This window comes from Microbacterium ulmi (assembly GCF_011759705.1).
Classification (GTDB): Bacteria; Actinomycetota; Actinomycetes; order Actinomycetales; family Microbacteriaceae; genus Microbacterium; species Microbacterium ulmi.
In genome coordinates this window covers 1191434-1203945 of the sequence record NZ_JAAOZF010000001.1, presented here as the reverse complement: position 1 = coordinate 1203945, position 12512 = coordinate 1191434, and the positions used below count along the sequence as shown (strand labels likewise).

General features: G+C 71.8%; 11 protein-coding genes. 5 read left to right on the top strand and 6 right to left on the bottom strand.

What is annotated here, in order from left to right:
- Positions 1-7 precede the first annotated feature (7 nt).
- From FHS08_RS05760 to FHS08_RS05735, 6 genes are all read right to left on the bottom strand, one after another.
- A complete protein-coding gene (locus FHS08_RS05760; protein ID WP_167036521.1) occupies positions 8-937 on the bottom strand; it encodes a sulfurtransferase in 930 nt (309 codons plus the stop codon).
- A 7-nt stretch (positions 938-944) separates the two neighbouring features.
- Positions 945-1382, bottom strand: coding sequence for an OsmC family protein (locus FHS08_RS05755; protein WP_167036518.1), 438 nt, complete (start codon positions 1380-1382; stop codon positions 945-947).
- Positions 1383-1513: 131 nt separating this feature from the next.
- The gene (locus FHS08_RS05750; protein WP_167036515.1) at positions 1514-1873 is read right to left on the bottom strand and encodes a hypothetical protein; all 360 of its coding nucleotides are present in this window, start codon (positions 1871-1873) and stop codon (positions 1514-1516) included.
- Between the two features lie 103 nt (positions 1874-1976).
- Positions 1977-2705, bottom strand: a complete 729-nt coding sequence (locus tag FHS08_RS05745) for an SDR family oxidoreductase (protein WP_167036512.1) — start codon at positions 2703-2705, stop codon at positions 1977-1979.
- 108 nt (positions 2706-2813) lie between these two features.
- A complete protein-coding gene (locus FHS08_RS05740; protein WP_167036510.1) occupies positions 2814-4295 on the bottom strand; it encodes an MFS transporter in 1482 nt (493 codons plus the stop codon).
- An 18-nt stretch (positions 4296-4313) separates the two neighbouring features.
- Entirely contained in the window at positions 4314-5216 is a 903-nt protein-coding gene (locus FHS08_RS05735; protein WP_167036507.1) for an ABC transporter substrate-binding protein, read from the bottom strand.
- Positions 5217-5502: 286 nt separating this feature from the next.
- On the opposite strand from FHS08_RS05735, the gene FHS08_RS05730 reads away from it, so the two are divergent.
- From FHS08_RS05730 to FHS08_RS05710, 5 genes are read left to right on the top strand one after another with little or no spacing between them, the layout of a single operon-like run.
- Positions 5503-7110 (top strand): ABC transporter substrate-binding protein, encoded by a 1608-nt coding sequence (locus tag FHS08_RS05730; protein WP_167036504.1) that lies wholly within the window; start codon positions 5503-5505, stop codon positions 7108-7110.
- 42 nt (positions 7111-7152) lie between these two features.
- A complete protein-coding gene (locus FHS08_RS05725) occupies positions 7153-8181 on the top strand; it encodes an ABC transporter permease (protein WP_167036501.1) in 1029 nt (342 codons plus the stop codon).
- A 3-nt stretch (positions 8182-8184) separates the two neighbouring features.
- A complete protein-coding gene (locus FHS08_RS05720; protein WP_167036498.1) occupies positions 8185-9027 on the top strand; it encodes an ABC transporter permease in 843 nt (280 codons plus the stop codon).
- Positions 9024-10646: a dipeptide ABC transporter ATP-binding protein gene (locus tag FHS08_RS05715; RefSeq protein ID WP_167036495.1), complete on the top strand. Its 1623-nt coding sequence runs from the start codon at positions 9024-9026 to the stop codon at positions 10644-10646. The genes FHS08_RS05720 and FHS08_RS05715 overlap by 4 nt, the downstream gene beginning before the upstream one ends.
- Positions 10643-12475, top strand: coding sequence for a thioredoxin domain-containing protein (locus FHS08_RS05710; protein ID WP_167036492.1), 1833 nt, complete (start codon positions 10643-10645; stop codon positions 12473-12475). The genes FHS08_RS05715 and FHS08_RS05710 overlap by 4 nt, the downstream gene beginning before the upstream one ends.
- Positions 12476-12512: the final 37 nt, after the last annotated feature.

The following is a 12512-nucleotide window of genomic DNA, read 5'->3' as shown; positions in this document are numbered from 1 at the left end:
GCCCCGATCAGGGGGTCGGCGACGTGCCCGCCGGCACGGACTCGTCGAGGCAGTCGAGGTCGGCCCCGCTCCCCCGCGCGACGCCGTCGCCCTGGACGAGCGCGCGGTCCGGATCCCGCCGCCACGACGATGCCGCCGCGAGGGAGATGCCGACCTCCTGCCCCACGAGCGCCGCCGCGAAGACGAGCGCGGAGCTCGCGATCCCGCCGCCGCAGTATGCGCCGACCGTGTGGCTCCCGATCGCCCGGCGTGCGAGCAGCCACCGGCGCAGGGCGGTCGGACGCAGCAGCAGACCGTCGTCGTCGAGCAGCTCGTGCGCGGGTGCGTGCACCGCGCCCGGGATGTGGCCCGTCGCCGGGTCGCCCATGACCCCGTGGTACGCGACGGCCGACCGGGCGTCCAGGAGCGTGCCCAGGCGCGCGATGTCCGTGAGATCGTCGGCGTCGAGCACGCGCGGTGCAGGGATGGACGCCTCGCGCTCTCGACGCGCCGGTCGGGGGGTGGCCGCGGCCCCCGCGTTGCGGTCGTGGGGCGGGGTCGCGGCATCCGTCATGGATCCTCCGGCCCGCACCCACGCGGGGAGCCCCCCGTCGAGGATCGACGTCGCCTCGACGCCGGCGAGGGTCAGGACGAGCCACGCGCGCGTGGCCGCGGGGAACTCCTCGGCGCGACGCGCGTACACCACGATGCGGCGATCCGCGGGGCCGCGCCACAGGGCGGCCAGCGCGCCCACCGCCTCCAGGTCGGGCAGGCCGCCCTGCACGGCTGCGAGCTCGGCGTCCAGGGCGGCGCGGTATGCGCCGGGGATGCCGCCGCCCGCCGCCTCGGCGGCGCCCCGCCTGTCGCGCGACGGCGTCACCTCGACGAAGACGAGACGGTCGCGGCTCTGGACGGCATCGTGCGCGCTCATGAGGAGGGCGCGAGGATCGAGGGCCACGGCGCGCCTATCGGATGACGCTGTCGGGCGTGTGGAGGACGAAGACGACGGGGAGGCTGTCCTTGAGCGCGTTGTAGATGCGGCACCGCTTCTTGTACTCGAGCACGAGCTCGTCCGCGCCGCGGGGATCGATCGCGTCGATGAAGCACTCCATGATGAGCGTGCCCAGGTAGTCGCCCTCGAGTCGCCGCTCGACGCGCGCGAAGATCTCCACGTGCCGATCGGGCTCGCCGGCCTCGACGAAGTCCTGACGGAAGGCGTTGAGCGCGCAGGAGACGAGCGAGGCGACGAGCAGGTCGAGGGAGCTCGCCTCGGAGCCCGGTCCACCGCTGCGGACCGAGCCGTCGGAGAGGATCTCGAAGACCCCGTCGCCGAGCTCGTAGCGGCCGCGCACATCCGTCATGCGTCCGTGGATGTTGCTCGCGACGACGATCCGGTCATTCATGGGGAGCCTTCTGCGATTGCCGGCGATGAGGACGCCGCCCGGTGGGTGCGAGGCGCTGGTGCGACGCTAGCAACGGATCGGTCGAAGGCGTGCTGTGTTGAGAAGTCTTACGCCCGCCGCGCGGTGCCGGGCTACGCGATCTCGCGGAGCTGCCCGGACAGCAGCGCCACGACGCGGGTGAGGCTGCGGTTGTCCTCCTCGAGCACGGCGATGCGTCCCTCGAGCTGCGAGACGAGCTCGAGCAGCTCCTGCCTGCCGGCGGTCGCGTGCCCGGACGAGTGCGCCGGCGCAGCGCTCGGATCGTCGCCGTAGTCGTAGCTGCCGTCGTCGAAGCGCGCCAGCCACTGCCGCAGCGACTGCTGGCCCACGTCGTACTCCTGCGCCACCTCGCGGATGATGGCCCGGTTGCGAGGCTCCTCGCGCCGACGGCGCAGCACGGTCTCGACCGACTGCGTGCGGACCTCGTCGCTGTACTTGCGCTCGAAAGCCATCTTGTTCCTCCCGTGCAGAGAACGCGTCGGCGTTATAGCAATGCGATGCGACTCTATCGTCTCGTTGTATAAGTTCTGCGGTGGAGCTGTCGTCTGTGGAGGCTCACAGCGACCGCAGCCGTCCGCCGTCGAGCGGGATCGCCGCGCCCGTGATGTAGCCCGCCGCCGGCGAGAGCAGGAACGCGATCGCCGCGCCGAACTCCTCGGGGCGACCGAAGCGTCCGAGCGCGGACTCGGGCGCGGCGCCGCCTCGGCTGCGCTCGGTCTCGACGCGGTACGGCAGCACGCCGTTCACCCGAACGGGCGACGCGCCTGCGCCGTACGCGTCGGCGAGGTCCTTGAGATGCGCCGCGAGAGCCGGCCGGTAGATGTTGCTGAGCGCGAGCTGCGGGATCGGGTTCTTGACGGACGTCGAGAGGATGCCGACGACGGCGCCGCCGTCGTGCGCGGCGAGGTGACGGACGACGGTGTCCGCGAGCCGTGCGGGCCCGATGAGCAGCGCCTGCGCGCCGTCCTGCCAGTCCTGCTCCGTGAGGTCGCGGACCGTCGCCGAGCGGGGTCCGCCCGTGTTGACGACCGCCCCGTCGAGCCGGCCGAAGCGCTCCTGCGCCAGCGCGACGAGCGCGTCGGGCACCGACGGGTCGGCGACGTCGACGGCGAGCCCCGCTGCATCGGCGCCGAGTGCGGCGAGCGCATCCGCGAGGCGGTCGGGGCGGCGCGCGGCGATGACGACGCGGGCGCCTTCGCCGACGAGCGCGCGTGCGCTCGCGAACCCGAGGCCCGCACTGCCGCCGCCGACGATGAAGGTCTTTCCGGAGAGTCCGAGGTCCATGCGATTCCTTCGTGTTCGGCCGTCCTGCCGCGATGTGCGGCGGACGAGGTCCTGCGATGTGCGTGGCCGTGCGGCCGGGTCAGGCGGCGACCGCGAGGGCGGCCGGGGTCAGGCGGCGACCGCGAGGGCGGCCACCGACCGCTGTCGGTGCCGGTCGACGAGCGCGACGGTGAGGGCCAGGGCGAGGAAGCACAGCGACACGGCGGTCGCGGCGTGCGCCGCCGCGAGCGTCACGGCCGGGGCGGCGGAGTCGAGGGTCGCGCCCGAGCCGTAGATCGGTGTGAAGAAGGCGACGGCGGCGAGCGAGACGCCGACGCTGTTGCTGACCCGCTGCGCCAGCTGCCCGAGCGAGCCGGCCGCCCCGCCGCGGTCGCGCGGCACGTCCGCGAGGGTCTGCGCGTGGTTCGGCGACACGACCAGCCCGCCGCCGAACCCGATGACCAGCTGCAGGAGCGGGATCGCGACGAAGATCCCGACGAGCGGGAGGCCGAGGCACGCGGTGCTCGCGAGCATCCCCCCGGCGGAGAGCAGCATCCCGATGATGGTGAGCCGGCGGCCCTGCCGCGCGACGTGGCGGCCGCCCAGGGCCGCGCCGAGTGCGGACGCCGCCGCAGACGGGAGCTGCAGCATCCCCGCCGCGAGCGCGTTGAGCCCCACAGCGGTCTGCAGGTACACCGTCAGCCCCAGCACGAAGGCAGGGCCCGTCGCGAACCACGTCAGGGAGATGAGCACGCCGTTGCGCAGCGACGGCAGCTGAAGGAGCGTCACATCGATCACCGTCCCCCGCCCCGCACGGCCGCGCTCGCGCGACCGCGCGACGAAGACGACGGCGAGCGCGGCCGCGGGGAGGACCAGCAGCCAGCGCCACACGGGGTCGCCCGGTCGTCCCGTCGTCAGGATGAAGGGTGCCAGCACCAGCACGATCGCGGCGCCGAAGACGGCGAGGCCGACGGCATCCCCGCCCTTGTGCGGAACAGCGGACGGGGAGGGCGCGAGCTCGTCGCGAAGGCGGGGAAGGAGGATCGCGGCGCTCACCGCGAGCGCGACGCCGACGGGGAGGTTGAGTGCGAACACGCCCCGCCAGCCGTGCACATCGCCGCCGAGCCAGACGAGGAGCCCGCCCACGCTCGGCCCGAGCGCCGTCGCGAGGCTCACGCACACGCCGTAGACGCCGAACGCGCGGCCTCGCTCCTCGCCCGAGAACAGCGACTGCACGAGCCCCATCGCCTGCGGCATGAGGATCCCCGCCGCGACGCCCAGTGCGGCGCGCCCGGCGATCACGAGCTCGATCCCGGGCGCGAAGGTGCACAGCGCGCTCGCCGCGAGGTACAGGGCGAGCCCGATGCCGATGAGCCTGCTCCTCCCGCCGCGGTCGCCGAGCCTCCCCGCGGGCAGCAGCGTGAGGGCGAACGCGAGCACATACGACGAGTGCACGAGCTGGATGCCGGTCGGCCCGGGGTGGAGCGACCGTTCGAGGGCGGGAATGGCGATGCTCACCTTGTGCAGGTCGAGCAGCAGCATCCCCGCGAGTACGCCCGCCATGAGGAGCGCGCCGCGACGGTCCGCTGCCGTTGCGGCGCGCTCGCTCACGATGTCAGCCGGCCGGGATCAGGCGGTCGTCAGGGCGCGGCTGTTGTCGACGAGGTTCTCGAACTCGTTCTGCGCGTCGATCAGCCCCCAGCTGGCGATCCAGTCCAGCGTGCGGTTGAAGTGGTCCTCCGGGTAGGGTCCGGGGTGCACGTAGCGCAGCCGGCCGAGCGCGAAGTCCTCGGGGACGAGCTTCTCGATGTCTTCGGGGACGGAGTCGATGAAGTACTTCAGGTACGGCCGCGGGTCCTCGTGGAGCTTGTCGACGCCCCGTGCGACGGCGCGATTGATCCGCGACAGGGTGTCGGCGTCAAGGCTCTCGTTCGCGATCTCGGCGCCGAAGTAGTGCGCCTCGGCGACGATCTTGTACCCCTGCTTCTCGGCGACCGTGATCCACGGCTCCATCACGGCGACGGCGTCGATGTCGCCGTCGCGCAGCGCGAGGAAGCGGTTCTTCTCCTTGATGCCGACGAGCTTGATCTCGCCGCGCGCGAGGAAGCCCTCGAGCGTCTGGAGCGCGAGGTAGTGCGAGCCGTGGTGGAAGTTGACGCCCACGGGGATGTTGGCGAGGTCGCCGGGCACGTTGATGGGCGAGTCGGGACGGACGATGATCGCCTGGCTCGCGACGGCCGCGCGACGCGCGACGACCTTGCCGTTGCGCTGGCTGTCCTGCGAGCGGCGCAGCTGGCCCCACTCGCACGCGTTGTAGAGGTCGGACTTGCCCGCCTCGAACAGGTTGAAGCTGCTGAACGACGAGACGAACTTGGCGTCCTCGATGAAGCGGGCAGGACCCCACTCGAAGGCGCGGTCGCGCAGCAGTTCGACGTCGAGGCCCTCGTCGGCGAAGTAGCCCTCCTCCTCCGCCACGTAGTACGGGAGGTAGAAGACCGCGCCTGCGGCCTCGATCCGGATCTTTTCTGACATGTGCTTTCCTCACGGCTCATATGCGGCGCCGGTCCGGGCGTCGTCAGCGGAGTCTCCGCTCTGGACGGGACTCTATGGGCGGCGTGATGACACCTGCTATTGAAGACTTCATAGTGCGTAGCAAAGTGAAACACGCAACGGGGAGCCGCCTATATACGCGGTTGTGAAGAAGTTCCCATGTTGCGCCGCGTTACGGTAACAAACGTCAACAAAGGACAACGGCCTGCGGGACTCGGGTTAGCTGTGGACACCGATAGCCGCCCCGCATCCAGGAGTCCGACGTCCCATGTCCCACGCCCCTCGCTTCAGACCGCTCGCCGCCGTGGCGCTCGCTTCCGCGATCGTCCTCGCCGGATGCTCCACGACGCCCGCCTCCCCCGAGAGCTCCGCCACGACCCCCGCGGGCGACCCGGTGTCGGGAGGCGTGCTCGACTATCGCGCCGCCGGCGGCGGACGCTCGATCGACCCCGCCGCCGCGGTCGGCTACGGACTGGCCGTCCCGCTGCGCACGCTCGTCGACTCGCTCGTCTTCAACGACATCGACGGGTCGTTCCGTCCGTGGCTGGCCGAGAAGTGGGAGATCAACGCCGACGCCACCGAGTACACCTTCCATCTGCGCGACGACGTCACGTTCAGCGACGGCGAGAAGCTCGACGCGGACGCGGTCAAGGGCAGCTTCGAGGCGCTCGAGCGCGGTGGCGCGAAGTACGCGACGGCCAACCTCTGGATCGGCGATCTCGCGGGCATCGACGTCGTCGACGCGACCACGGTGACCTTCCGGTTCGCGAGCCCCAACTCGTCCTTCCTGCAGGCGGTGTCGACGACGGTCCTCGGGATCGTGGCGCCGGCGACCGCGGCGCTCAGCTTCGACGAGCGTCAGGACGGGCTCGCGATCATCGGCTCCGGACCGTTCGTCGCTGCGGAGGTGCGGGGAGACGAGGGGTACCGCCTCGAGCGCCGCGATGACTACGCGTGGTCGCCTGAGGGAAGCGACGGTCAGGATGCCGCGTACCTCGACGCGATCGACGTGCACAACATCAGCGACAACAGCATCGCCGCCAGCGAGCTCGTCGCCGGCAACCTCGACCTCATCCACAACGTCGAGCCGGCCGACAAGACGGCGTTCGCATCGAGCCCCGTCGTGACGATCCGCCGCGATCCGCTCCCGGGCGCAGCGCTCGGCTTCAACGCCAACGTCGAGTACGGGCCGCTCCAGGACGAGCGGGTTCGCACGGCGCTGAGCCTCGCGGTCGACCGGGATGCCGTGCTGGAGCGGGCATCCGCGATCGACATCCCTGCGACGAGCGTCTTCGCCCGCAGCAATCCCTACTGGGAGGACAAGTCCTCCGAGATCGTGACCGACCAGAAGCGCGCCGCCCAGCTGCTCGACGACGCGGGGTGGAGCGAGAAGGGCGGGGACGGCATCCGCGTGAAGGACGGCGAACGGCTCAGCTTCGACCTCATCTACAGCGCGTCGACGATCTCGCACGAGCCCAATCTCGCGGTCGTGCAGGCGCAGTGGGCCAAGCTCGGCATCGAGCTGAAGTTCGGAAGCCTCACGACGCCGGAGCTCAACCAGCGGCTGCAGAACGGCGACTACGCGTTCTCGTGGGGCAGCGGAACCCGCCCCGACGTCGACGTCCTGCGCGGCCAGTACGCCGGAAAGGATGCCGAGCTCGACGACCTGTTCACCCAGATCCTCGCGCAGCCCGATGTCGAGGGCCGCAAGGAGCTGGCGAACGAGGCCGTCGACATCATCCTCGACAAGGCGTACTTCATCCCGCTGTACGACTTCATCCAGCCGCTGTCGTACCGCAACGAAGTGAACCTGCCGACCTACGAGGCAACGCACATCCCGTGGCTCGCCGACGCCTGGATCGACGACGAGGGATGACCCCGCGCTAGCGGGTCAGGGAGGGCAGGAAGGGTGTCAGTCATGTCGGTCATCGCGAGCAGGGCGGCCATCACGGCCAAGCCGCTCAGCACAGCGCTGTCGCGGGGGCACGTCCCCTACGTGCTGCGCAAGGTCGTCCACGCCGTGCTCGTGGTGGTCGCGGCCTACTCGGCGACGTTCTTCCTGCTCTTCGTGCTCCCCGGCGACGCGATCCTCGCGCGCATCGGAACACAGGAGGCGCTGGGCACGAGCGATCTCCAGAACCTCGAGCTCGACACGCTGCGTCAGGAGCTGGGGCTCTCCGACCCGCTCTGGCTGCAGTACCTGCGCGGTCTCGGCGGCCTTGCGACGGGGTCGCTCGGACGGTCGCTCGTGAGCGGCCTGCCGGTCGCGGACCTCATCTTCGAGGCGCTGCCGAACACGCTGATCCTCGCGGGGGTGTCGCTCCTCGTGTCGGTGCCGCTCGGGTTCCTCCTCGCCCTGCTCGCGGTCTACCCCCGCTCCCGCGCGGTCCGGTCCGTCGCGGCTCTGGTCCCTGCGGCCTACACGAGCCTCCCGGTGTTCTGGGTCGGCATCCTGCTCATCTTCGTGTTCTCGATCACGCTCGGCTGGCTGCCCGCCTTCGGAAGCAGCGGACCGGAATCGCTCATCCTGCCGGTGACGGTGCTCGCCCTGGGAGGGGCCGCGCAGTTCGCGCAGGTGCTGATCAGCAGCCTGCGTGCCGAGCTCGACGCGAGCTACGCCGCGGTCACGGCTCCCGCGAAGGGCGCGGGCCGGCTCTACACGATCGTCCGCCACTGCTTGAGGAATGCGGCCTTCCCGTTCCTCACCGTCTTCGGCCTGCGGGTCGGGACGCTGCTGGGCGGGACGGTCGTCGTGGAGCTCGTGTTCTCGCGCAGCGGCATCGGACGACTGATGGTCGAGTCGGTGAAGTCGGTCGATCTCACGGTCGTGCTGGGCATCGTGGCGCTGATCGCGGTCGTCTACGTCGTCGTCAACATCCTCGTGGACATCGGCTACCTGCTCCTCGATCCCCGCCTGCGCCGGCGCCCTGCGCTCGTGGAGGGCTGACGCATGGCCGTCCTGACACTGCCCCGCGTCGCGCCTCGCCTGCGCCCCGCGTCGGCGCGGCGGACCGAGCTCGTCGTCCACGGCGCGATCTTCGCGCTCCTCGTCGTCGTCGCCTTCTTCCCCGCCGTCGTCGCGAGCCACGACCCGTTCGAGCTCGTCGGCATCCCGTTCGAGGCCCCCGGACCCGTGCACTGGTTCGGCACGGACGAGATCGGACGCGATCTGTTCTCCCGCGTCGTCCACGGACTGCCGATCTCGCTCGCGTCGGCCGCCCTCGCCGTCGTCGTCGCCTTCGCGCTCGGCCTGCTCGTGGGGATTCCTGCGGGCCTCACGCGCGACAGCTGGCTCGACCGGACGCTGGGCGGGCTCACGGAGACCGCGATCGCGATCCCCAGCGTGCTGCTGACCCTCGCGATCATCACGACGTTCGGTCGGGGGACCCTCATCGCCGCGGTCGCGATCGGCATCGGCGAAGCGCCGGGGTTCGCGCGGCTCGTGCGCGGCTGCGTCATCAAGGTCAGCGCCCTCACGTTCGTCGAGGCGGCAAGGGCAGGCGGAGCGCGCACCCCGCGCATCATCGTCCGGCACGTGATCCCGGCGATCCTGCCGCCGCTCGTCAGCTTCACCGCGCTGCAGTTCGGCGTCGCGATGCTCGCGATCGGAGCGATCAGCTACCTCGGCTTCGGCGAGGCGCCGCCGTCTCCCGAGTGGGGCGTGCTGATCGCGTCCGGCCAGAAGTACATCGTGCACGCGTGGTGGGTCGCCCTGATCCCGGGCGTCGTGCTCTCCGCGGTCGTCATCCTGTTGAACCGGGCGGCCTATCTGCTGCAGGGAGAGAAGTCATGACACGCGACGACACGCTGCTGAGGATCGACGGCCTCGAGGTGGCGTATCGCACGGAGCGCGGGGTCGACCACGCGCTGCGCGGCGTGAGCGCACACATCCGCCGCGGTCGCGTCACGGCCATCATCGGAGAGTCGGGATCGGGCAAGAGCACCCTCGCCCACACGATCGTGCGGCTGCTGCCCGAGACCGCCCAGGTGTCCGCAGGAAGCGTCGAGTTCGAGGGTGAGGATCTCGCCGCGCTCTCGGACCGCGAGCTGCGCAGCGTCCGCGGCCGACGCATCGGCTTCGTGCCGCAGGATCCGATCGCCTCGCTCAACCCCACGGCGACCGTGGGCGCGCAGCTGCGCGAGTCGTACACGCTCGCCCGCTCGCTCAAGACGCCCGCCGAGATCGACGAGGAGATCGCATCCGACCTCGAGGCCGTCGGCTTCCCCGACCCCGCCGACGTGCTGCGCCGGTACCCGCACGAGCTGTCGGGCGGGCAGCGTCAGCGACTGCTCGTCTCGATCGCCTTCTCCCAGCGCCCCTCGCTCGTCATCGCCGACGAGTCCACGTCGGCGCTCGACGTTCTCGTGGGCAAGGAGGTGCTCGCGAGCATCCATCGAATCCGCGAGCGCCACGACACGACGGTCGTCATCATCACGCACGATCTCGCGCTGGCGGCCGGCAACGCCGACGACGTGCTCGTGATGGAGAAGGGGGTCATCGTGGAGGCCGGCGAGATCGCGTCGGTGTTCGCCGCGCCCGGGCATCGGTACACGCGCGAGCTGCTCGCCAGCTCGGCACGGGTCGACGGAGGGCGCACGAGGTCGATCCCGCAGCTGTACGCGGCGCACCGCGCGCCGGTCGAGGCGCCGCCGGCCGCCGAGAACGCCCTCGAGATCCGCGGGCTCGCGAAGCGCTTCGCGCGCGGCGACGGGCGGTCCGTCGCCGCCGTGGACGACGTCTCGATCGACGTCGCCGTGGGGTCGACGTTCGCGCTCGTCGGCGAGTCGGGGTCGGGGAAGACCACGACGAGCCGCATCATCCTGGGGCTCGAGCGCCCGGACAAGGGCCGCGTGAGCGTGTTCGGCCACGACGTGCACGGACTGTCCCGCGGGGCTCTGCGCGATCTGCGGCGTGAGATGCAGCCCGTCTACCAGAGCCCGTTCGAGTCGCTCGACCCGTCGATGAGCCTCGCGTCGATCATCGCCGAGCCGCTGCACGCGTACCGCATCGGAACGCGACGGGAGCGCGCCGCGCGGGTCGAAGAGCTGCTCGACCTCGTGCGCCTGCCGAGCTCGTACGCCAAGCGCCGCCCCGCCGAGCTGTCGGGAGGCCAGCGCCAGCGTGTCGCGATCGCCCGGGCGCTCGCGCTGCGCCCGAAGCTCCTCGTCCTCGACGAGCCCGTGTCGGCCCTCGACGCGACGATCCAGACGCAGGTGCTCGACCTGCTGCGCGAGGTGCAGGGCGAGCTATCGCTCACGTACTTCCTCGTGACGCACGACCTCTCGGTCGTCGTCGACCTCGCCCAGAGCGTGGGGGTCATGCAGCGCGGCCGTCTCGTCGAGTACGGCCCGGCGGGACGCGTCATCCTCTCTCCGCAGCACGACTACACGCGCGCGCTCCTGGCGGCATGATCCCGGCGAACGCTCTCGCCGGGTCGGCGAGCCCCTACCTCCTCGCGCACGCGAACGATCCCGTGCGCTGGCAGCCGTGGGGGGCGGATGCCGTCGCCCAGGCGCGACAGCGCGGTGTTCCGCTGTTCGTGTCGATCGGGTACGCCACGTGCCACTGGTGTCATGTCATGGCGCGGGAGAGCTTCCGCGACCCCGCCGTCGCGGAGCTCCTCAACGAGAGGTTCGTCCCCGTCAAGGTCGACCGCGAGGAGCACCCCGAGGTCGACGCCCACTTCCTCGGCGAGGCCGAGCGCTTCACGGGGCGCCTCGGCTGGCCGCTCAACGTGGCGGTGTCGGCCGAGGGCGTCGTCGGGTTCGCGGGGACCTACTTCCCGCCCGAGCCGCGGCCGGGTCTGGACTCGTTCACGCGCGTTCTCGAAGAGGTCGACGCGCGCTGGCGCGCCGGGAGGTTCGCGGCTCCGCCGCCGCGCCCGGCCCCTCACCTCGAGGAGCGGGGCGGGCCCGACCTCGATGAGGCCGTGCGCCGCATGCTCGCACGGGAGGATGCCGTGTTCGGCGGGTTCGGGACGGCGTCGAAGTTCCCGATCCCGCCTGCCCTGGGCTTCCTGGCGGACCGGGCGTCCCTCGGCGACGAGATCGCGGCGGGACTCGTCGACCGCACCCTTCTCGCGCTGATCCGCTCGCCGCTGCGCGATCGCGTCGACGGCGGGATCTTCCGCTACGCGACACGTCGCGACTGGAAGACTCCGCACTACGAGCGGATGCTCGTCGACAACGCGCAGCTGCTGCGCGTCCTCGCCATCCGCGCGTCGGCGGCGGAGGATGCGGCCGCCCGCGCCGAGCTGCGGACCGCCGCCGAGGGGATCGCGTCGTTTCTGGCGAGGGTCCTGCGGCTCCCGGAGGGCGGGTTCGCGTCGGCGCAGGACTCCGAGAGCATCGTCGACGGCGAGCGGAGCGAGGGCGGCTACTACCTCCTCGATGCCGACGGCCGCAGCGCGCATCCCGCCCCTTCCGTCGACGACAAGCTCGTCGCGGGCCACAACGGGCTCGCGATCGCCGCGCTGTCGGTCGCGGGGCGCCTGCTCGGCCGGGCCGACTGGGTCGCTCTCGCGGTCGAGGCGGCGGATGCCGTGGCCCGTCGCCACCGCCTCCCGGGCGGCGGGCTCGTCCGGGTCACGCGCCGGGTCGGCTCCCGGCTCGTCGTGTCGCCGGCGCCGTCGACGCTCGAGGACTACGGCCTCCTGGCCTGGGGCCTGTCCGAGCTCGCGCTCGTGACGGGCGAGCGCGCACGGGCGGAATGGGCGATCGAGCTCGTCGACGCGGCTCTCGCCCCCGACGGCGGCTTCCGCCCGCCGCGGGCCGATCCCGTCCTGGGCGAGGCGGATCGGGCCCGCGCGGCCGAGACCGCGTCGCCGTCCGGCGTGTCGGCGATCGCGCAGGCGGCGTGGACGCTGCACCTCCTCACCGGCGAGGAACGCTATGCGACGCCCGTGCGTGCCCTGGCGGCGAAGGAGGGTCGGGATGCCTCGGCCCATCCGCTCGAGGCCGCCGCGCTGCTCTGGGTGCTCCTCGCCGCCGAGACGCCCGGCCAGCAGCTCGTCACGGTCGCGGGGCGTCCCGCGCTCGACGAGCGGTCCCGCCGGCACTATCGGGCGGGCGGGATCGTGGCCGTGCTTCCCGCGGAGGCGATGCGAGAGCTCGCGGCCGCGGGGCTCACGGTGCTCGCCGATCGCGGGGAGGATGCCGCCGCCCACCTGTGCGCGCACTTCGCGTGCCTGCTGCCGGTGCGGGATGCGGAGGCGCTCGAGGCGGCGCTCGTTGCTCCCTGAGCAGGTACACGGTCGGGCTGCGCAGCCAGCTTGAGAA

Bases quoted from the DNA above. Each gene is read 5' to 3' on its own strand.
- FHS08_RS05755 (WP_167036518.1), bottom strand. From the start codon at position 1,382: ATGAATGACCGGATCGTCGTCGCGAGCAACATCCACGGACGCATGACG.
- FHS08_RS05750 (WP_167036515.1), bottom strand. From the start codon at position 1,873: ATGGCTTTCGAGCGCAAGTACAGCGACGAGGTCCGCACGCAGTCGGTC.
- FHS08_RS05745 (WP_167036512.1), bottom strand. From the start codon at position 2,705: ATGGACCTCGGACTCTCCGGAAAGACCTTCATCGTCGGCGGCGGCAGT.
- FHS08_RS05735 (WP_167036507.1), bottom strand. From the start codon at position 5,216: ATGTCAGAAAAGATCCGGATCGAGGCCGCAGGCGCGGTCTTCTACCTC.
- FHS08_RS05730 (WP_167036504.1), top strand. From the start codon at position 5,503: ATGTCCCACGCCCCTCGCTTCAGACCGCTCGCCGCCGTGGCGCTCGCT.
- FHS08_RS05725 (WP_167036501.1), top strand. From the start codon at position 7,153: ATGTCGGTCATCGCGAGCAGGGCGGCCATCACGGCCAAGCCGCTCAGC.
- FHS08_RS05720 (WP_167036498.1), top strand. From the start codon at position 8,185: ATGGCCGTCCTGACACTGCCCCGCGTCGCGCCTCGCCTGCGCCCCGCG.
- FHS08_RS05715 (WP_167036495.1), top strand. From the start codon at position 9,024: ATGACACGCGACGACACGCTGCTGAGGATCGACGGCCTCGAGGTGGCG.
- FHS08_RS05710 (WP_167036492.1), top strand. From the start codon at position 10,643: ATGATCCCGGCGAACGCTCTCGCCGGGTCGGCGAGCCCCTACCTCCTC.